The 17,463-nt window shown below is 72.4% G+C and carries 13 protein-coding genes and 1 pseudogene; 8 read left to right on the top strand and 6 right to left on the bottom strand.

Going from position 1 to position 17,463, the window contains the following annotated elements:
* Together ABZ923_RS37460 and ABZ923_RS37465 are read right to left on the bottom strand one after the other, a co-directional pair.
* Positions 1-780, bottom strand: a 780-nt coding sequence (locus ABZ923_RS37460) for a hypothetical protein (RefSeq protein ID WP_361481555.1), incomplete at its 3' end; no start/stop codon positions are given.
* Positions 777-1,718 (bottom strand): 5-dehydro-4-deoxyglucarate dehydratase, encoded by a 942-nt coding sequence (locus tag ABZ923_RS37465; RefSeq protein ID WP_361481558.1) that lies wholly within the window; start codon positions 1,716-1,718, stop codon positions 777-779. The genes ABZ923_RS37465 and ABZ923_RS37460, both read right to left, overlap by 4 nt.
* Before the next feature lie 226 nt (positions 1,719-1,944).
* On the opposite strand from ABZ923_RS37465, the gene ABZ923_RS37470 reads away from it, so the two are divergent.
* The 7 genes from ABZ923_RS37470 (at position 1,945) to ABZ923_RS37500 (ending at position 9,284) form a co-directional block, all read left to right on the top strand.
* Positions 1,945-2,754 (top strand): NAD(P)-dependent oxidoreductase, encoded by an 810-nt coding sequence (locus ABZ923_RS37470; protein WP_361481561.1) that lies wholly within the window; start codon positions 1,945-1,947, stop codon positions 2,752-2,754.
* A gap of 283 nt (positions 2,755-3,037) precedes the next feature.
* Positions 3,038-3,808, top strand: coding sequence for a DeoR/GlpR family DNA-binding transcription regulator (locus ABZ923_RS37475; RefSeq protein WP_361481563.1), 771 nt, complete (start codon positions 3,038-3,040; stop codon positions 3,806-3,808).
* A gap of 88 nt (positions 3,809-3,896) precedes the next feature.
* Positions 3,897-5,267 (top strand): sugar ABC transporter substrate-binding protein, encoded by a 1,371-nt coding sequence (locus ABZ923_RS37480; protein ID WP_361481566.1) that lies wholly within the window; start codon positions 3,897-3,899, stop codon positions 5,265-5,267.
* Positions 5,264-6,202, top strand: coding sequence for a sugar ABC transporter permease (locus ABZ923_RS37485; RefSeq protein ID WP_361481569.1), 939 nt, complete (start codon positions 5,264-5,266; stop codon positions 6,200-6,202). Before ABZ923_RS37480 ends, ABZ923_RS37485 begins: the two co-directional genes overlap by 4 nt.
* Positions 6,199-7,023, top strand: a complete 825-nt coding sequence (locus tag ABZ923_RS37490; RefSeq protein ID WP_361481571.1) for a carbohydrate ABC transporter permease — start codon at positions 6,199-6,201, stop codon at positions 7,021-7,023. The genes ABZ923_RS37485 and ABZ923_RS37490 overlap by 4 nt, the downstream gene beginning before the upstream one ends.
* Positions 7,020-8,009, top strand: a complete 990-nt coding sequence (locus ABZ923_RS37495) for a zinc-dependent alcohol dehydrogenase family protein (protein ID WP_361481574.1) — start codon at positions 7,020-7,022, stop codon at positions 8,007-8,009. Before ABZ923_RS37490 ends, ABZ923_RS37495 begins: the two co-directional genes overlap by 4 nt.
* An 81-nt stretch (positions 8,010-8,090) precedes the next feature.
* A complete protein-coding gene (locus ABZ923_RS37500) occupies positions 8,091-9,284 on the top strand; it encodes a TerD family protein (protein WP_361481577.1) in 1,194 nt (397 codons plus the stop codon).
* 100 nt (positions 9,285-9,384) lie between these two features.
* Here ABZ923_RS37500 and ABZ923_RS37505 read toward each other — a convergent pair whose 3' ends face one another.
* The 4 genes from ABZ923_RS37505 to ABZ923_RS37520 all read right to left on the bottom strand — a co-directional run bounded on the left by ABZ923_RS37505 (position 9,385) and on the right by ABZ923_RS37520 (position 15,280).
* Complete coding sequence (locus ABZ923_RS37505; protein ID WP_361481580.1) at positions 9,385-9,960, bottom strand: helix-turn-helix domain-containing protein; 576 nt, start codon at positions 9,958-9,960, stop codon at positions 9,385-9,387.
* A 63-nt stretch (positions 9,961-10,023) separates the two neighbouring features.
* On the bottom strand, positions 10,024-11,604 hold the full coding sequence (locus ABZ923_RS37510; RefSeq protein ID WP_361481583.1) for a TROVE domain-containing protein: 1,581 nt from the start codon (positions 11,602-11,604) through the stop codon (positions 10,024-10,026).
* 495 nt (positions 11,605-12,099) lie between these two features.
* Positions 12,100-13,551: a PhoX family protein gene (locus ABZ923_RS37515; RefSeq protein ID WP_361481586.1), complete on the bottom strand. Its 1,452-nt coding sequence runs from the start codon at positions 13,549-13,551 to the stop codon at positions 12,100-12,102.
* A gap of 301 nt (positions 13,552-13,852) precedes the next feature.
* Entirely contained in the window at positions 13,853-15,280 is a 1,428-nt protein-coding gene (locus ABZ923_RS37520) for a hypothetical protein (protein ID WP_361481589.1), read from the bottom strand.
* Between the two features lie 265 nt (positions 15,281-15,545).
* Between ABZ923_RS37520 and ABZ923_RS37525 the strand changes: the two are divergent.
* Positions 15,546-17,372: pseudogene (locus ABZ923_RS37525) on the top strand (endonuclease/exonuclease/phosphatase family protein); the annotation flags it as partial.
* Between the last annotated feature and the right edge of the window lie 91 nt (positions 17,373-17,463).

Below are 17,463 nucleotides of genomic sequence, written 5' to 3' on the forward strand. Positions count from 1 at the left end.
GGTGCGGGCGGTGGTGTCCCGCCACGCGCGCGTGGCGGCCGCGGTGTCCTCCCCGAGCAGCTTCTCCACCGTCGGCCAGCCCTCGTCGCCGCCCGCGCCCCGCCACAGCGGTTCCAGCGCCTCGCGCACGGCCGCGGCCAGCGCGTCGGCGTCCAGGCCCTGCGCGCCGTAGCCGGCCCGGCAGGACGGGCAGAAGCACAGGGACATCAGGTACTGCCCGGCGTCCCCGAGACCGACACCGGCCGTCTTGTCGTGGGCGTGCAGGTGCTGGAGCCCGTACCAGCCGAGGGACTCCAGTTCGGTGCCGTGCGCGCCGGGGCGTACGGCGGCCTCGGCGGCCAGGTCCACCAGGTACGCGCGGGTGGCGGGCTGGGCGATGCAGGGCGCCCACGGGTAGCGGTCGCCGTAGGCGTTGACGACCGAGGTGTCCGGGTGTTCGGCGCCCAGGCGGGAGTTGTGGGCGAGGACGACCCAGGTGTGCACCTCCAGGCCGGCCGCGGCGAGCGCTTCGGCGGCCTCGCCGTAGGCGTTGCCGGGGGCCCAGCGACCGGCGGGGTAGGGCCGCAGGCCGCGGCCCGCCCAGCGGTCGCCCGGCGGGTAGAGCACGGCCGCGTACTCGGCGGTGACGATGCGGTGGCGGGGGTGGCGCGGGGTCAGCGCGCGCGTGGAATGGTAGGCGGCGGCGAGGGTGACCTGTTCGACGCCGAGTCCGGCGATGCGTGCGGGGGCCTCGGGGTCGCCGTTGACGTCCCAGGGGTAGACGAAAGCCGATGCCTTCACGCGTCCTCCTCCAGCAGGGCGTGGCCGCGCTCGATCAGCTGGGCGAGCTGTTTGACGTGCTCCTCGGCCGGCTCGTGCAGCGGGGGCCGGACCTCGCCGACGTCCAGGCCGCGCAGCCGCACCCCGGCCTTCACGAGGGAGACGGCGTATCCGCGGCCCTGGGCGCGCAGTTCCACGAACGGCCGGTAGAAGCCGTCCAGGAGGCGGTGCGCTACGGGCAGGTCGCCGGTCTCCAGGGCGCGGTGGAAGGCGAGCGCGATCTCCGGCACGAAGCAGAACACCGCCGAGGAGTACAGGGTGATGCCGAGGGCGCGGTAGGCGAGCTGGGTCTGCTCGGCGGTGGGCAGCCCGTTGAAGTAGAGGAAGTCGCCGGGGACCTCGGTGCGGACGGCGCTGACGACGCGCTGCATGAGATCGAGGTCCCCGAGGCCGTCCTTGAGGCCGATGACGCCCTCGGTGCGGGCCAGTCCGACCACGGTCCGCGGGGTGAAGACGGCGTTGTCGCGCTGGTAGACGATCACCGGCAGGACGGTGGCCGAGGCGACCTGCCGGTAGTGCCGCAGCAGGCCCTCCTGGCCGGCCTGCACGAGGTACGGCGGCATGGCGAGGAGGCCGTCGGCGCCCGCGTCCGCGGCGAGGCGGGCGTAGCGGACGGCGAGCGCGGTACCGTAGCCGGCGCCCGCGAGGACCGGGACGCGCCCCTCGGCCGCCTCGACGGCCACCCGGACCGAGGCCTCGAACTCCTCGGGCAGCAGCGCGTGGAACTCCCCGGTGCCGCAGCAGGCGAAGACGGCGGCGGCACCGGCCGCGACACCTTGGCGCACATGGGTGCGGTAGACGTCCAGGTCGAGTGAGCCGTCGGGGCCGTAGGCCGTGACGGGGAAGAAGAGCGGCCCGCTCGGGTCGCGGAGCCGGGCGGCGAGAGGGGCTGGCGTCACGGGCGCTCCCTGTCGGTGCATGCTTCTGATCGGCGTCTATATCTCTGAACGACTTCACGCTACGGGCCGCCATCGGAGCGGGTCAAGCGCGCGAAGGGGCAACACAGCAGCGGATTTCCGCGTGTCAGGGCACACTTGACGAGGCGTGCGGCGGCTCCCTAGCGTGTCCACGCATGTGAATACTGTCCACGCATGCGGCCGTCGAGGACCTCAAGGAGATCGAAGGATGCCTGCTCCCCGCACGATCCTGCTCACCGGCGCCGCCGGCGGGCTCGGCACCCTGATGCGGTCCCTGCTGCCGGAGTACGGCTACACCCTGCGCCTGTTCGACATGCGGCCCGTCGAGGGCGAGCCGGACGCGATCGTCGCGGACCTCGGCGACCGGGAGGCGGTGCGCGAGGCCGTACGGGGCGTGGACGCGGTCCTGCACCTGGCGGGGATCTCCCTGGAGGCACCCTTCGAGAAGATCCTGAAGTCGAACATCGAGGGCACCTACCACCTGTACGAGGCCGCCCGCCAGGAGGGCGTGCCGCGGATCGTCTTCGCCTCCTCCAACCACGCCGTGGGCTTCACCCCGGCCCCGCGCGCGGGCGAGCCGCCGATCCCCGTCGACACCCCGCGCCGCCCGGACACCTTCTACGGCCTGTCGAAGTCCTTCGGCGAGGACCTGGCCCAGCTCTACTGGGACAAGCACGGCCTGGAGACCGTCTCCGTGCGCATCGGCTCCTGCTTCCCGGAGCCGACCAGCGTCCGCATGCTCTCGGTGTGGATGAGCCCGGCCGACGGCGCCCGCCTCTTCCACGCGGCCCTGACCGCCGAGGAGGTCGCCCACACGGTCGTCTACGGCTCCTCCGCCAACACCCGCCTGTGGTGGGACCTGGCATCCGCGCGGGCGCTCGGCTACGACCCCCAGGACGACTCCGAGCCGTACGCCGGGAAGCTCATCGCCGAGCAGGGCGAGCTGGACCCGGAGAACCCGGCCCACAGCCACCTGGGCGGGCACTTCGTGACCGACCCGCCCCTCTGGCCGTACTGACCCCTCCGCCGGCCCCGGACGTCTCCCGGCGGCCGGAAACGATCGTCCACGCGCGCGGGCGGGCACCGAACGGGCCCGCCCGCCGCCGCGTCCGGGCATCCGCGGTGCCCGATCCCACCCGGCCGCCGGCAGCCGCGCAGGTCCGCGCCGGGCACGGCCCCCGCGAAGCGGGTGCAAGCGGGCACAAGCGGGCCCGCAACAGGCCTGGTCAGCGGCGCGCACCGGCGGTAGAACTTCCCCCATGGGCCCGAACGGGCAGTGCCACAGGGAAGTGGGTGACGACATGACCACCAGGACGGCGGAAGAACGCCAGCGCGAGATCGTGCGGGCCGCCCGCGCCACCGGCTCGGTGGACGTCACCGCACTCGCCGCGGCACTGGGCGTGGCCAAGGAGACCGTCCGGCGCGACCTGCGCGCCCTGGAGGACCACGGCCTGGTCCGCCGCACCCACGGCGGCGCCTACCCGGTGGAGAGCGCCGGCTTCGAGACGACGCTCGCCTTCCGTGCCACCAGCCACGTGCCCGAGAAGCGCCGGATCGCCGCCGCGGCGGCCGAGCTGCTCGGGGACGCCGAGACCGTCTTCGTCGACGAGGGCTTCACCCCGCAGCTCATCGCCGAGGCACTGCCCAGGGACCGGCCGCTGACCGTGGTCACCGCGTCCCTGCCGGTCGCGGGCGCGCTGGCGGAGGCGGACCACGTCTCCGTCCTGCTGCTCGGCGGCCGGGTCCGCCCGGGCACCCTGGCCACCGTCGACCACTGGACGACGAAGATGCTGGCCGGGTTCGTGATCGACCTGGCCTACATCGGGGCCAACGGCATCTCCCGCGAGCACGGCCTGACCACCCCCGACCCGGCCGTCAGCGAGGTCAAGGCGCAGGCCGTCCGGGCCGCCCGCCGCACGGTCTTCGCCGGGGTGCACACCAAGTTCGGCGCGGTCAGCTTCTGCCGGTTCGCCGAGATCGGCGCGCTGGAGGCGATCGTGACCAGCACCCTGCTCCCGGCCGCCGAGGCCCACCGCTACTCCCTGCTGGGCCCGCAGGTCATCCGGGTCTGATCGTCCCACTCGCCCTCCTCCGCGGGGCGTTCCACACCTCCGAGCGCCCCTTATGTCCCCGTACTCCCCATACCTCCAGGAGCGATCCATGCGCACCCCGAGCCGACGGAGGCCGCGAGCCACGCTCGCCCTGGCCGCCGCAGGGACGCTGCTCGCCCCGCTGCTCTCCGGCTGCTGGGCCGGCGCCGGCGGGACCGGTTCCGGCGGCGACTCCATCAACGTGCTGATGGTCAACAACCCCCAGATGACCGAGCTGCAGAAGCTGACCGCCGCCCACTTCACCAAGGACACCGGCATCAAGGTCAACTTCACGGTCCTGCCCGAGAACGACGTCCGCGACAAGATCAGCCAGGACTTCGCCAACCAGGCCGGCCAGTACGACGTGGCCACCCTGTCCAACTACGAGATACCGATCTACGCCCGCAACGGCTGGCTGCACGAGATGGACTCGTACGTGGCGAAGGACCCGTCGTACGACGAGCGGGACGTGCTGAAACCGATGCGCCAGTCCCTCACCGGCGACGACGGCAAGCTCTACGGGCAGCCGTTCTACGGCGAGTCGTCCTTCCTGATGTACCGCAAGGACGTGTTCGCGGCGAAGGGCCTGACCATGCCCGACCGGCCCACCTGGCAGCAGGTCGCCGACCTGGCCGCGAAGGCGGACGGCGCCCGGCCCGGCATGCGGGGCATCTGCCTGCGCGGGCTGCCCGGCTGGGGCGAGCTGATGGCACCGCTCACGACGGTCGTGAACACCTTCGGCGGCACCTGGTTCGACAAGGACTGGAAGGCGCGGCTGGACTCCCCGGCCTTCGAGAAGGCGACGAAGTTCTACGTCGGCCTGGTCCGCGAGCACGGCGAGTCCGGCGCCGCCCAGTCCGGCTTCGCCGAGTGCCTGAACAACATGACCCAGGGCAAGGTCGCCATGTGGTACGACGCCACCTCCGCGGCCGGGCTGCTGGAGGCGGCCGGCTCCCCGGTCAAGGGCAGGCTCGGCTACGCCCCGGCCCCCGTCGAGCGCACCGAATCCTCCGGCTGGCTCTACACCTGGGCCTGGGGCATCCAGCACGCCTCCCGCAACCCCGACAAGGCCTGGAAGTTCGTCTCCTGGGCGTCGGGCAAGGGCTACGAACAGCTGGTCGGTGAGACGAGCGGCTGGTCGAACGTCCCCGCGGGCAAGCGCGCGTCGACGTACACCAACGCCGACTACCGCAGGTCGGCCGCCGCGTTCCAGGAGATGACCAAGGAGGCCATCGAGAGCGCCCGGCCGAACGACCCCGGCGTGCAGCCGCGGCCCGCGCCCGGCATCCAGTTCGTCGGCATCCCCGAGTTCACCGACCTCGGCACCCGGGTCTCCCAGGAGATCAGCGCGGCCATCGCCGGGCGCCAGTCCGTCGACTCGGCCCTGAAGAAGTCGCAGGCGCTCGCCGAGAAGATCTCCGAGGAGTACGAGGGACGATGACAGCGACGACGACGGCCCCCTACACGGCCACTCCCGAACGGACGGTCGGACAGCCCTCGGCCCGGCTGCGCGCCTGGGCCACCCGGGCCCCGCTGCTGCCCGCCCTCGTCTTCATGATCGTGGTGACCCAGCTGCCGTTCGTGGCCACCCTGGTGATCTCCTTCTTCGACTGGAACGCCCTGTACCCCAAGGCGCGCCACTTCACCGGCCTGGACAACTACCGCCAGGTACTGACCGACGCGGACCTGCGCCACTCGGTGTGGACGACCGTGCTGCTCACCGCGGCGGTGGTGCTCGCCAGCCTGGTCCTGGGCCTCGCGCTGGCGCTGCTGCTGGACCGGCGGTTCCGCGGCCGGGGCATCGTCCGCACCCTGCTCATCGCGCCCTTCCTGGTGGTGCCGGTGGCCGCGGCCCTGCTCTGGAAGCATGTGCTCTACAACCCTGAGTACGGCCTGTTGAACGGCTTGCTGCACTATGTGGGCGGCCCACAGCCGGACTGGGTCTCGCGCACCCCGCTGCTCGCGGTCGAGGCCTCCCTGGTGTGGCAGTGGACCCCGTTCATGATGCTGATCCTGCTGGCCGGACTGCAGAGCCGGGACCAGCAGCAGATCGAGGCCGCCCGGGTCGACGGCGCGAGCGACTGGCAGATCTTCCGCCACCTGACCCTGCCCCACCTGCGCCGCTACCTGGAACTGGGCGCGCTGCTGGGCTCGATCTACATCGTCCAGAACTTCGACGCGGTCTTCACGATCACGTCCGGCGGCCTGGGCACCGCCAACCTGCCGTACACCGTCTACCAGAGCTTCTACCAGGCCCACGAGAACGGCCTGGCCTCGGCCGCCGGCGTCCTGGTGGTCATCGGCTCGATCGTCATCGCGACCTTCGCCCTGCGCGTGGTGTCGTCCCTGTTCCGCGAGGAGGTGTCCCGCGCATGAACGCGCTGCGCCGGGGCGGGCTCGGCCTGGTGGCCTGGCTGGCCGGCATCGTCTTCTTCCTGCCCATCGCCTGGATGGCCCTGACGTCCTTCCACTCCGAGGCGGACGCGGCGACGAACCCGCCGTCCTTCACCGCCTCCCTGACCCTCGACGGCTACCGCGAGTTCTTCGGCACCGGCGGCGGGGCGAGCCCCTGGCCCGCGCTGGTCAACTCCGCGGTGGCGTCGGTCGCCTCGACCCTGCTCGTCCTCGTGCTGGCCCTGCCGGCCGCCTACGCGCTGTCGATCCGGCCGGTGAGGAAGTGGACGGACGTCCTGTTCTTCTTCCTCTCCACGAAGATGCTGCCGGCCGTGGCGGGCCTGCTGCCGATCTACCTGTTCGCCAGGAACACCGGGACGCTCGACAACATCTGGCTGCTGGTCGTCCTCTACACCTCCATGAACCTGCCGATCGCGGTGTGGATGATGCAGTCGTTCCTCGCCGAGGTGCCGGTCGCCGTCATCGAGGCGGCACGGGTGGACGGCGCCCGGCTGCCGACGGTCCTCGCGCGCGTGGTCGCCCCGATCGCCCTGCCCGGCATCGCGGCCACCGCCCTGATCTGCTTCATCTTCAGCTGGAACGAACTGCTCTTCGCCCGAGTCCTGACGGGCGTGGTCGCCGAGACCGCCCCCGTCTTCCTGACCGGCTTCATCACCAGCCAGGGCCTGTTCCTGGCCAAGGTGTGCGCCGCGTCGCTCGTCATCTCCCTGCCGGTGCTCGCCGCGGGGTTCGCCGCCCAGGACAAGCTGGTCCAGGGCCTGTCGTTGGGAGCCGTGAAATGAAGGCCGCCGTCATCGAGTCCGTGGGCCGTGCCGTCGTCACCGAGGTCCCGGACCCGACGCCGGGCCCGCGCGAGGTCGTCGTCGAAGTGGCGGCCTGCGGGCTGTGCGGCACGGATCTGCACATCCTCCAGGGCGAGTTCGCGCCCAAACTGCCGATCGTGCCCGGGCACGAGTTCGCGGGCGAGGTCGTCGGGGTCGGCACGCAGGTCACCGAGGTGGCCGTCGGCGACCGGGTGGCCGTCGACCCGTCCCTGTACTGCCACGAGTGCCGGTACTGCCGCACCGGCCACAACAACCTGTGCGAGCGGTGGGCCGCGATCGGCGTGACGACGGCGGGCGGCGCGGCGCGGTACGCGCTCGCCCCGGTCGCCAACTGCGTGAAGCTGCCCGAGCACGTGCGCACCGAGGACGCGGCCCTGGTGGAGCCGCTGTCCTGCGCGGTGCGCGGCTACGACGTGCTGCGCGCCCGCCTCGGCGCGCACGTGCTGATCTACGGCTCCGGCACCATGGGCCTGATGATGCTGGAGCTGGCCAAGCGGACCGGCGCGGCGAGCGTGGACGTGGTCGACGTGAACCCGGCCCGTCTGGAGACGGCCCGCCTACTCGGCGTGTCGGGCGCGGCGGGCAGCGCGGACGAACTGGACCGGCCGCAGGGCTGGGACGTGGTGGTGGACGCCACCGGCAACGCGGCGGCGATCCAGGACGGCCTGGACCGGGTGGCCAAGGCGGGTACGTTCCTGCAGTTCGGGGTGGCCGACTACGCGACGCGGGTGACGATCGACCCGTACCGGATCTACAACCAGGAGATCACGATCACCGGGTCCATGGCGGTGCTGCACAGCTTCGAGCGGGCGGCGGAGCTGTTCGCGAACGGGGTGCTGGACCCGGGCGTCTTCATCAGCGACCGGCTCCCGCTGGAGCGGTACCCGCAGGCGCTGGAGCAGTTCGCGGCGGGGGTGGGGCGGAAGATCGTGGTGGTGCCGTAGGCCGTTCGGCGGGTGGGGGGACTCGTTCGCCTGGTAAGGGAACGGTAAAGCGGTGTCGTTCGTTCACCCGGCATGACAGCTATGACCCCTGGCTCGAACATCCCTCTCTCGGCCGCGCGCGTGACGGTGGACGTCTCCGCCCCGGTGCGGCTCGACGTGTCGGGCCTGCTGCTCACCGGCGACGGCAAGGTGCGCTCCGACGACGACTTCATCTTCTACAACCAGCCGAGCGGCCCCGGCGTGACCTACCGGTCGGGGGGCGGTGCGGCCCCGGACGCGGTCACGGTGGACACCGCCGCCGTGCCGCCGGAGATCGAGAAGATCGTCGTCACGGCCAGCCCGGACGCGGCCGGCCAGACCTTCCAGGGCATCGAGCCGACGGCCACGATCCGGGACGCGGACGGCGGGGCCGTGCTGGCGACGTTCACCCCGCCGCAGCTCGGCACGGAGACCGCGCTGGTGGTCGTGGAGATCTACCGCCGGGCAGGACAGTGGAAGGCCCGGGCCGTCGGGCAGGGGTACGCCGACGGGCTCGCGGGGATCGCGACCGACTTCGGCGTGACGGTGGAGGAGCCGGCCGCGGCCCCGGCCGCGCCGGTGGCCCCCGCGCCCCCCGCGGTCCCGCCGCAGCCGGCCGCCGCGCCCGCCGTTCCGCCGCGGCCGACGGCGCCGCCGGCCGCTCCCGCGCCGGGCGCCGGGAAGATCAACCTGGACAAGGGCCGGGTCAGCCTGCAGAAGAACCAGACCGTGTCCCTCGTCAAGGGCGGCCGGCCGCTGCTCTCCCAGGTGCGGATGGGGCTCGGCTGGGAGCCGGCGTTCCGGGGCAGGGACATCGACCTGGACGCCTCGGTCATCGCCTACGGCCCGCAGCGCAACCACATCGACAGCTGCTACTTCGGCAAGCTGACGATCCTGAACGGCGCGGTCAAGCACTCCGGCGACAACCTCACCGGTGAGGGCGGCGGCGACGACGAGGTGATCGTGGTCGACCTCGGCCGGCTCCCGCAGGAGGTCACCGGCCTGGTCTTCACGGTCAACTCCTTCTCCGGCCAGAAGTTCACGGAGGTCGCCAAGGCCTACTGCCGCCTGGTCGACGCGGCCACCGACGAGGAACTGGTCCGCTTCGACCTCACCGGCGCCGAGCCTCAGACCGGCGTCCTGATGGCCAAGCTCGTCCGCCAGTTCTCCGGCGAGTGGGACATGACGGCCCTGGGCTCCTTCGTCAAGGCCCGCACGGTCCGCAACATGACGGAACCGGGCGCCCGGGCCCTGTAACGACGGCCACGAGCACCCGCGGCGGCCGGGGGCGGCACGGGCGAGCGCACCCCCGGCCGGGCCAGCGCACCCCCGCCCCCGGCCGGCACCGGACAGCGCCTCAGCCGGAGCAGCCGAGGCCCTCCGCCAGGAGTGTCAGGTAGCGCCGGATCTCCCGGTCGCCCGCCCCCGCCGACTCCGCCGCCGTCGCCACCCCGTGGGCCAACCGCAGCACCTCGACCGGCTCCAGGTCCCGGCGCAGCGTCCCCTCCGCCTGCGCCGCCACCACCAGCCGCTCCACCGCCCCCTTCACCACGGTCCCGCACACCGTCAGCGCGGCCGCCCCGCCGTCGTGCGTCACCGCCGAGCCGAGCAGCGCCCTCATGCCCCGCACCTGAAGCGTGCGGACCGCCAGCTCGTACAGCCACTCCATGAGCGCCTCGCCCGGCGGCAGCCGAGCGGCCAGCTCGTCGGCACGCGCCCCGAGCGCCTCGATCCGGTCCACGTACGCCGCCTCCAGCAGCGCCCGCCGGGTCGGGAAGTGCCGGTACAGCGTGCCGGAGCCGACGCCCGCCCGCTTGGCGATGTCGTCGAGCGACGCGTTCTCCCCATGCTCGGCGAAGGCCTCCGCCGCCACCTTCAGCAGCCGCTCGTAGTTGCGCCGAGCGTCCGCGCGCATGGGCCTGCCCTGCGTCATCCACCCACTCCTCGCCGACCGGGGACCCTCTCCGTATCGTAGGCGTACGCCGCGGCGAGCTCCTCAGACGAGCCAGGGCCAGTTCCCGTCCCGGCCGCTCTCCAGCAGCGGGACCATGCGGAACGCGCTGTCGGACAGCCCGCCGAAGGTGTGCCGGTTCCCGGTTCCCGACGGGCCGTGGCCCGCCCGGTAGCCCTCCAGGTTCCAGGTGTAGACCGGGATGTCGGCCGGGATCAGGGAGGTCGGGTCGCCGTGCCGGTTCGGGGCGTACTGCTCGTCGGTGACGATCAGCACCCGGTCGTGCCGCTCGTAGTGCCGGCGCACCGCCTCGGTGGTGTCGGTGCCGCCCAGGTCGCCGAAGCGCTCCAGGACCTTCAGCACCGACTCGCCCTTGCGGAACGTGACCTTCTCGCTGGTGGAGCCGAACTGCACCAGATCGGCGTCCGCCGCCCGCAGTGCGAGGGCGGTGCCGAAGACCGCCGCCGCGTCGGCACGGCTGAGCCGGGACCGCTCGGACACCCGCGACCAGAACATGGAACCGGAACGGTCGACCAGCACGAGGGTGCGGCCCGGCAGCGCGGGCACGTTGGCCAGCGAGTGGCCGAGCGCCTGCTCCAGCGGGTAGGACCAGCGCAGCGAGGACGCGTGCTGGTAGGCGGCCAGGTAGCGGAACGGGAACTGCCGCGAACGGCGCACCTCGTGCGGATCGCTGATCCGCGCCGCGACCCGGGCGGCGACCTCGTCCGACACCCCGGCCTCGTCGAAGTTGCGCAGGTTGCGGACCAGCGCCATCGGGCCCATGGACGGAATCACGGCCTCCCAGGCCGCCTTGTCCATCGGCCCCTGGAGCCAGCCGGCCAGCGCCTCCCAGGTGATGCCGGCCGCGGCCAGCCGCTCGGCGCCGTCGGGCGAGGTGACGACCGCCCGCCGCTGCTCGACGGGCAGCGCCATCAGCTCGCGGTGCGAGGTGAGCGCGGGGAGCGACGCGGGCGGCACGGCGGTGTCCGGGTGGTGCCGCCGGTCGAGCGCGTAACCGAACAGGTCGCCCTGCCACGGCTTGTCCGGGTCCGGCGAGGCGTGCACCAGGTTGAGGACGTCGCCGAAGCGGTAGCCCTTGGACGCGGTGTCGTACTTGAGCAGCGAACGGACGTGGTAGAGCCGTCGTACGGCGTCGGCGATGCCGCGCTTGACGGGCTTGGGGACCGCGCGGCCGTGCGCCGACGTCCAGTAGGCGAGCAGTTCGCCGGGCTCGTCCGGGCGCTGCAGCACGGAGGCCACGACCTGCCGGTTGGACGGGCCGCCGGTCGCGCCGGCGGCCAGCCGCGCGTGCACGTACTCGGCGGCGCCGACGAGGGAGGCCGTCCGCATGTTGCCCTCGCCGCGCAGCCAGCCGAGCAGGCCGGCCGTCCACTCCGGGTCGCGGACGGCGAGGTCGCGGACGAGCCGGGTGAACCGGTCGTCGCGGTCCCCGGCGCTCTCGTAGAAGGTGTCCGCGAGGAAGTGGGACACGGCCAGCAGGAACAGCTCCGAGCGCGGGTCGCGCTCGTGACCCCGGCCGCCCTCGTGGGTCCGCAGGGTGCGGCCCGTGGTGGTCACGGCCGACGTCGGCCGCGCCTTCGCGGTACGCGTGTTGAATCGCGCCATGGTGAATTCCCCCGAATTCGCTTGGGTTTCGGAGGGAGGCGCGGCAAATGGAGGGTGTCCGAGGTCAGGAGTCGGCGGCGGACTTTACCCAGGTGCTCTGCCGATTGAGCTACACCGACCCGAAGTCGGTGACGGGACTCGAACCCGCAACCGCCCGATCCAATGAAGTAACCGCTGCCTGCGCACCGGACACCCACCATGTGCCACGCCTCCCGAGATCAGGTCGGCGGCGGTTGTGGATTCTTTGGAAGAGAAGTAACCGCAGCCTGCGCACCGGGAGGTGCGTGAAGTTTTCGGTGTCCAGAGATCGAGGTCGGCGGAACCACGTGGTGCTCTGCCGCTGAGCTACACCGGCCTGTCGGAGCCGGTGGCGGGATTCGAACCCGCGGCCTCCCCATGAAGAGTGGAAGTAGGTCCTGCCTGTCGCACCTGGACGAGGATCACTCTAGGAGGGGAGCCGCGGGACGGGCGAGCGAATTAATCACCGCCCGGATGTCAGTCGCACTTCTGGCGCTTCCAGGGACCGGTGATGGCGAGCATGATGCCGGGCGTCTGGATGTTGGCGAACAGGGTCCGGCCGTCGGGCGAGAAGGTGACGCCGGTGAACTCGCTGTACTCGGGCTTCTCCGCGGTGCCGATGTTCAGCTCGTTGCGGGCGATCGGGTAGGTCCGGCCGCTCTCGGTGGCGCCGAACAGGTGCTGGACGCCCTCGCCGTCCTCGGCGATGACCAGGCCGCCGTACGGGGAGACGGTGATGTTGTCCGGGCCGTCGAAGGGGCCGTCCGCGGCCGGGTCCGGGTTGACGCCGAACAGCACCTTCAGGGTCAGGGTGCGGCGCTTGGGGTCGTAGAACCAGACCTGGCCGTCGTGCTGGACCGGGCTCTCCTGGCGGGCGAAGGAGGAGACGACGTAGACACCGCCGTCGCCCCACCACATGCCCTCCAGCTTGCGGGCGCGGGTGACCTGGCCGTCGGTGAACTGCTTGCGCACCGAGACGGTCCGGGCGTCGCGGTCGGGGACGTCCACCCAGTCGACGCCGTACACGGTGCCGGCCTTCGTGGCGCGGGAGAGGTCGTCCACGAACTGGCCGCCGGAGTCGAAGCACTTGAACGCCTGGAGCACGCCCGCGTCGTCGGCGAGGGTGCGCAGCCTGCCGCGGCCGTGGCGGAAGCCCTCCGGCGGGGTCCAGCGGTAGAACAGGCCGTTGGGGCCCGAGGCGTCCTCGGTGAGGTAGAGGTGGCCGCGCTTGGGGTCGACGACGACGGCCTCGTGGGCGTAGCGGCCCAGGGCCTTGACGGGCTTGGGGTCGCGGTTGGCGCGGCGGTCCTCGGGGTCGACCTCGAAGACGTAGCCGTGGTCCTTGGTGAAGCCGTTCTTGCCCGCCTTGTCCTCGGTCTCCTCGCAGGTCAGCCAGGTGCCCCACGGGGTGCTGCCGCCGGCGCAGTTGGTGGCGGTGCCGGCGATGCCGACCCACTCGGCGACCTCGCCGCCGCGGCGGACCTCGACCACCGTGCAGCCGCCGGCCGCCGCCGGGTCGTAGACGAGGCCCTCGGTGAGCGGCACCGGGTGCGGCCACTGGGCGCGGGCGCCGGCCAGCTCGTGGTTGTTGACGAGCAGGGTGGTGCCGCGCGGGCCGGCGAAGGTGGCGGTGCCGTCGTGGTTGGACGGGGTGAACTCGCCGGACTCCAGCTTGGTGCGGCCGCTGTAGGTGATGACGCGGTACTCGAAGCCGGCAGGCAGGGCGAGGATGCCGGCCGGGTCGGGGATCAGCGGGCCGTAGCCGACGCCGCGGTGGCCCCCGTGCGCGGACTCGGCCTCGGCGCTCTCGGTGTCCGTGGCGGCAAGGGCGTTCGGCGCGGTGGCGAGGGCGCCGACGCTGCCCGCCAGGGCGACACCGGCACCGGTGATCGCGGATTTCCTGGCGAAGTCCCTGCGGGTGAGCGACATGGTGTCTCCTGTGACGACGGTGGCAGTGCTGAGGAGGGTGGGGGACCTCGGTTCGGCGCACACGCTCCCGCTCACCCGTGAACGGGAGTTGAACGCCGGACTACCGCCGGGGCGCCTGTTCCATGAACCCGTACGCACCGCCCCATGACCGCCCCAAGCACCGACGACGTGCCACGCCGGACACCCACCACCCACACGGTCCGGTACGGCCACCGTTTCGCCGACGTCGCTCACCCGCACGCCCCGGCCCGGCCCCCACTCCCCCGCACGCCCCGTACCGGTCAGCCGTCCGTCCGGGGGTTCATCCGCCCTGCTGGGACCGGGCCTTGAACGCGGCCTTGCGGGCCTCCTTGGCGACCTTCTTGTCCGGGTGCAGCCGGCCCATCGCGTCCAGCACCTCGGCCGTGGCGGGGTGCTCCACCCGCCAGGCCGCCGCGAAGAAGCCGCTGTGCTGGGCGGCCAGGCCCTCCACCAGGGCCTGCAGTTCCTCGGAGTTGCCCTCGGCGGCCAGCTGGGCGGCGAGCGTGTCGACGGTCAGCCAGAACACCATCTCCTGGGACGGTGCCGGCACCCCGGCGGCGCCCCGCTCGCTCAGCCACACCCGGGCGAGCCCGCCGAGTTCGGGGTCGTCCAGCACCTCCCGCAGCGCGGGTTCGGCCTCGGCGCCCACCAGCGACAGCGCCTGCTGGCAGCGCAGCCGGCGCAGCGGGGCCCCGGCGTCCGCGCCGCGGGCCGCCGCCAGCAACTCCCGTGCGGCGGCGAGCGGTTCACGGCGGGCGAGCCACTGCTCGGTCTCCGCCCGGGCGGCGGACCGGCCGAACCGGGCGGTGCCGTCGAGCAGCACGTCCGCGCCCTTGTCGGCGAGGTCCCCGACGGCCGGCGCCTCGAACCCGGCCTCCATCAGCCGCGCCCGCAGCCCGTACACGCCGAGCGGGGTGAGCCGGACCATGCCGTAGCGGGAGACGTCGGTGTCGTCCACCGGCGCCGCGGGCTCCTCGTCGGCGTCGGCCATCAGCGCCTCGTCCACCGGCTGGTAGGCCACGAGCCCGACCGGTTCCAGCGCCCGGAACTGGTCGTCCAGCCGCATCATGGCGTCGGAGACCTGCTCCAGGACGTCGTTGGTGGGCTCGCCCATGCCGTCGGGCACGAGCATGGAGGCGGCGAGGGCGGGCAGCGGGACGGGGCTGTCGCCGGCGCCGTCCTCACTGACGGTCAGCAGGTAGAGGTTGCCGAGGACGCCGTCGAGGAACGCCGCCTCGGCCCCCGGGTCCCAGTCGAGTGACGAGAAATCGACCTCTCCGCCCTCGTCGAGCGCGTCGACCAGGTCGTCCAGATCGGGGACGGCCGCGTCGGCGAGGACGGTCTCCACGGCGGTGAGCCACACGGTGAGCACGTCCCGCGGGGAGCCGCCGGTGAGCAGCTTCAGCTCCTCCCCCGCGCGGACCGTGCCGGCCTCCTCGTCCACGATCTCCACCAGGCCGGTGTCCACCGCGACCCGCCAGGCCTCGCTCGCGTACGCGGCGGCGTCGTCGCCGGCCAGTCCGAGCAGCTCGGCGGCGGCCGGCAGCTGCTCCTCGGCCAGCTCGCCGCCGGCGTCCACGCGGGTGTCGGGCCCGGCCCAGCGGGCGAGGCGGGCGGCCCGGGACAGCAACGGCGTGGACAGCGCGGCACGCGCCAGCTCCGCTTCGGGGTGCAGCCGTACGGGCGGCAGGGGGGAGCTGTCTGACATCGGCTGGTTCTCCTCGGACCGTGAACGGGCTCAGCCGCTCAGCCTAGACGGATTTCCACCCATGCCGCCCGGTTCATCTCCCCGTAAGCAGCCGTACCTGGCCGAAACCTTGACAACTCCCCGGGCCAGGCAGGAGATTGACGCGCGTAGAAGTTGGGGGGACAACTGTTCACTCGGCTCTACGCGTGTCACAGAGGGCTACGAGTCCCGCACGCTCCCGTTCCACCCTCGTCCCGGCGCATCGTCACGTCCCCGGAGGGATCCCTTGCCGAGCAGGTCTTCCGCGCGCCTCGCCGCGCTCACCGTCGCCACCGTCTGCAGCGCGGCGGCGGTCAGCCAGATAGTTGTCCTCCCCACGCCCGCGCACGCCGACTCGGTGCGCGTCCACGACATCCAGGGCACGACCCGGATCTCCCCGTTCGCCGGGCAGAAGGTGACGGACGTGCCCGGCATCGTCACGGCCACGCGCACGTACGGCTCGTCCAAGGGCTTCTGGCTCCAGGACCCGGCCGCGGACGACAACCCGGCCACCAGCGAGGGCGTGTTCGTCTTCACCAGTTCCGCCCCCAAGGTCGCGGTCGGCGACGCGGTGACGGTCACCGGAACGGTCTCGGAGTACGTCCCGGGCGGCACCTCCTCCGGCAACCAGTCGGTCACGGAGATCACCAAGCCGGCCGTCACCACCGTCTCCACCGGCAACCCGGTGCCGGCGCCGGTCGTCGTCGACGAGGACGCGGTGCCGGACGCGTACGCCCCCCGGGGCGACGCCGCCGCGGCCAACTCAATCAACGGGCTCACCCTGGACCCGTCGGCGTACGCCCTGGACTACTACGAGTCCCTGGAGGGCATGAACGTCCAGGTCGCCGACGCCCGCGTGGTCACCGCGACCGACCCGTACAGCGAGCTGTGGGTCACCGTGAAGCCGTGGGAGCACCGCAGCCGCCGCGGCGGCACGGTCTACGGCTCCTACGACTCCCAGAACGCCGGCCGCCTCCAGATCCAGTCGCTGGGCGCCACCGCCGACTTCCCGAAGGCGGATGTCGGTGACACGCTGGAGGGCACCACCACCGGCCCGCTGGACTTCAACCAGTTCGGCGGCTACACCCTCGTCGCGAGCAAGCTCGGCACGCTGCACGGCGGCGGCCTGGAGCGCGAGACGACGCGGAAGCAGTCGAGCCGCGAGCTGGCGGTGGCGACGTACAACGTGGAGAACCTCGACCCGTCGGACGCCACCTTCGACCAGCACGCCTCCGCGATCGTGCACAACCTCCAGTCGCCCGACATCGTGTCGCTGGAGGAGATCCAGGACAACAACGGTGCCAAGGACGACGGCACCGTCGACGCGGACCGGACGGTGACCAAGCTGATCGACGCGATCGCCGCGGCGGGCGGCCCGAGGTACGACTGGCGCTCGGTCAACCCGGTCAACGACCAGGACGGCGGCGAGCCCGGCGGCAACATCCGCCAGGTGTTCCTGTTCAACCCGGAGCGGGTGTCCTTCGTGGACCGCGCGGGCGGCGACTCCACCACCGCGGTCGGCGTCACCAAGGTGCACGGCAAGGCGCAGCTGACGGTCTCCCCGGGCCGGATCGACCCGGCGAACGCGGCCTGGAACAACAGCCGCAAGCCGCTCGCGGGCGAGTTCGCCTTCCGCGGCAAGACCGTCTTCGTGATCGCCAACCACCTCAACTCCAAGGGCGGCGACCAGGGGCTGACCTCCCAGTACCAGCCGCCGGTACGCAGCTCGGAGATCCAGCGGCACGCCCAGGCGACCGCGGTGAACGCGTTCGTCAAGGACATCCTGTCCGTGCAGAAGAACGCGAACGTCATCGCGCTCGGCGACATGAACGACTTCGAGTTCTCCGACACCGCGAAGATCCTCGAAGGTGACGGCGAGCTGTGGTCGGCGATCAAGTCGCTGCCCAGGAGCGAGCGTTACACCTACGACTACCAGGGCAACCAGCAGGTCCTGGACCAGATCCTGATCAGCCCGGCGATCCGCCGCGGCTGCGACGTCGACTACGACAGCGTGCACACCAACGCGGAGTTCCACGACCAGATCAGCGACCACGACCCGCAGGTGCTGCGGCCCGGAAAGGGTGATCCGGATGACCCTTCACGCAGATCCCCACCTCGCGCTCGTCCGGCCGGTCCAGCCGCTGACCCCAGAAGGGTGTCAGGAG

It is taken from the genome of Streptomyces sp. NPDC046881 (assembly GCF_040645015.1).
In the GTDB taxonomy this organism is placed as follows: Bacteria; Actinomycetota; Actinomycetes; order Streptomycetales; family Streptomycetaceae; genus Streptomyces.

Coding starts and splice junctions, on each gene's coding strand:
- ABZ923_RS37480 (WP_361481566.1), top strand. CDS start 3,897: ATGCGCACCCCGAGCCGACGGAGGCCGCGAGCCACGCTCGCCCTGGCC.
- ABZ923_RS37505 (WP_361481580.1), bottom strand. CDS start 9,960: ATGACGCAGGGCAGGCCCATGCGCGCGGACGCTCGGCGCAACTACGAG.
- ABZ923_RS37520 (WP_361481589.1), bottom strand. CDS start 15,280: ATGTCAGACAGCTCCCCCCTGCCGCCCGTACGGCTGCACCCCGAAGCG.
- ABZ923_RS37500 (WP_361481577.1), top strand. CDS start 8,091: ATGACCCCTGGCTCGAACATCCCTCTCTCGGCCGCGCGCGTGACGGTG.
- ABZ923_RS37490 (WP_361481571.1), top strand. CDS start 6,199: ATGAACGCGCTGCGCCGGGGCGGGCTCGGCCTGGTGGCCTGGCTGGCC.
- ABZ923_RS37470 (WP_361481561.1), top strand. CDS start 1,945: ATGCCTGCTCCCCGCACGATCCTGCTCACCGGCGCCGCCGGCGGGCTC.
- ABZ923_RS37495 (WP_361481574.1), top strand. CDS start 7,020: ATGAAGGCCGCCGTCATCGAGTCCGTGGGCCGTGCCGTCGTCACCGAG.
- ABZ923_RS37485 (WP_361481569.1), top strand. CDS start 5,264: ATGACAGCGACGACGACGGCCCCCTACACGGCCACTCCCGAACGGACG.
- ABZ923_RS37510 (WP_361481583.1), bottom strand. CDS start 11,604: ATGGCGCGATTCAACACGCGTACCGCGAAGGCGCGGCCGACGTCGGCC.
- ABZ923_RS37515 (WP_361481586.1), bottom strand. CDS start 13,551: ATGTCGCTCACCCGCAGGGACTTCGCCAGGAAATCCGCGATCACCGGT.
- ABZ923_RS37475 (WP_361481563.1), top strand. CDS start 3,038: ATGACCACCAGGACGGCGGAAGAACGCCAGCGCGAGATCGTGCGGGCC.